At 43.4% G+C, this 1,750-nt stretch carries 2 protein-coding genes; both read left to right on the top strand.

All coding sequences use genetic code 11. The annotated features are described in order from the left end of the window. Positions 1 to 220, top strand: a 220-nt coding sequence (locus DSOL_RS25975; RefSeq protein ID WP_170871633.1) for a cobalamin B12-binding domain-containing protein, incomplete at its 5' end; no start/stop codon positions are given. A 31-nt stretch (positions 221 to 251) separates the two neighbouring features. Further along, complete coding sequence (locus DSOL_RS25970) at positions 252 to 1,718, top strand: trimethylamine methyltransferase family protein (protein ID WP_235839014.1); 1,467 nt, start codon at positions 252 to 254, stop codon at positions 1,716 to 1,718. Positions 1,719 to 1,750: the final 32 nt, after the last annotated feature.

Raw genomic sequence — 1,750 nt, 5'->3', positions numbered from 1 at the left:
GAAACCTCAGGTATTGGCAATGTCTGCTTTGCTTACCACAACAATGTTGCATATGAAAGATACGATTGAACTCATGAAAGAAGAAGGTATTAAGGATCAAGTAAAAGTTATCGTAGGTGGGGCACCAATTTCCCAGGATTTTGCTGATGAAGTGGGTGCAGATGGATTTGCTCCTGATGCGGCTTCCGCAGTAGATCTCTGTAATCGGCTCTTGGCTTAAACTTTATTGGTCTGAAAGGAGAGAGAAGTAAGTGCATACAACAAGAAGTCATTATACGAGAACAAATTATGAGGTAAATCAGACAACCTTTTGGAAAATGCTTAGTGAGGATCAATGTGAAGAGCTCTTCATGACTATGATGGAGGTTCTTGAACGCACAGGCGCAGACATTCTGAACAAAGAAGCACGTGAAGTTTTCGAAAAAGCGGGTTGTTGGGTCGATGGGAATCGAGTTAGAATTCCTTCAGCGTTATCTGAATGGGCTGTAAGAACCGCTCCTTCTCGTGTCACAGTATGTGACCGGAATGGGAAAAGAGCATTAAGAGTAGAAACTACGAACGCTTTTTATGGACCGGGACAAGGTAATACCTATGTGATTGATCCCATGACAGGTGAGCGGAGAAAACCGATCAAAGCGGATGTTGCGAATGCAGGAGTTGTCTGTGACGGCTTAAAAAATGTTGATTTTGCAATGAGTAACGGTCTTCCCACTGACGTCAACCCCAACGTGGCTGAAGTTCATGCTTTTGAAGCTCTGGTAACCAATACGAAGAAGCCAATAATTCAATCAATCCAAGGTATAGAACAAGCGCAAGCAATTCTCGATATAGCCACGTCCATCTCTGGAAGTCTTAAGGAATTCCAAAAGAATCCCTTTGTAGTTCTTTTAATTGAAACGGAAGGAACGCTTGTTCACTCCGATGAAACGTTGGCAAAGGTCATATTTGCTGCCCAAAATGGTGTTCCTTATATTTATTCGACCAAGCTCATTGCCGGTGAAACTTCGCCAGCTACTCCGGCCGGAGCAATTGTCGTAGCCTTGGCTGATATTTTGGTCGGGGTACTGCTAGGTCAATTGGTACGTCAAGGGACCCCTGTGATTGGCGGGGGTTTCTTCACAATTAAAGATAACGAGAACGATATTTTACCATACGGCGCTCCAGAAGTCAGTTTGATGGGAACAGGAATGGCAAATGCCCTTCGTTTTCTTGGGATTCCTAGTTTTGGCTTCGCGGGCGCTACCGATTCAAAAGACAGTGATGCCCAAATGGGTTTAGAAGCAGCATTTTCTATTTTGCATGCGGGAATGAGCGGTACGAGTTTGATTCATGGCTGCGGCCAATTGGAATATGGCTTGTCAGCTTCATTGGCATTACTTGTCATGGGCGATGAAGTCATGGGTATGACGCGCAGAATCATTAAAGGTGTAGAGGTCAATGAAGAGAGAATGGCACGTGGAGTTATTAATGAAGTACAACCGGGTGGACATTACTTAGGTGAAGAACACACATTAAAATATTTCCGCTCTGAATTTTGGTGGCCGAGCGTTATGAACAGAAGCAGGATTAGCGACTGGGAAGCAAATGGGGCTAAAACTTTAGGACAAAAGGTTAAGGAAAAGACACAAACTCTGCTAACTACACATCAACCTGAAAAACTTTCCAAAGATGTCCTTAGTAAAATCAAATTAATTATAGATAGAGTGGACGCCAGATAGAATTTAATTCGTTTGAAAGGGGCAGAGAACTA

The sequence above is a fragment of the Desulfosporosinus metallidurans genome (assembly GCF_001936615.1).
In the GTDB taxonomy this organism is placed as follows: domain Bacteria; phylum Bacillota; class Desulfitobacteriia; order Desulfitobacteriales; family Desulfitobacteriaceae; genus Desulfosporosinus; species Desulfosporosinus metallidurans.
Note: the sequence above shows the minus strand (reverse complement) of the source record. Positions and strands in the feature narration are given on the sequence as shown.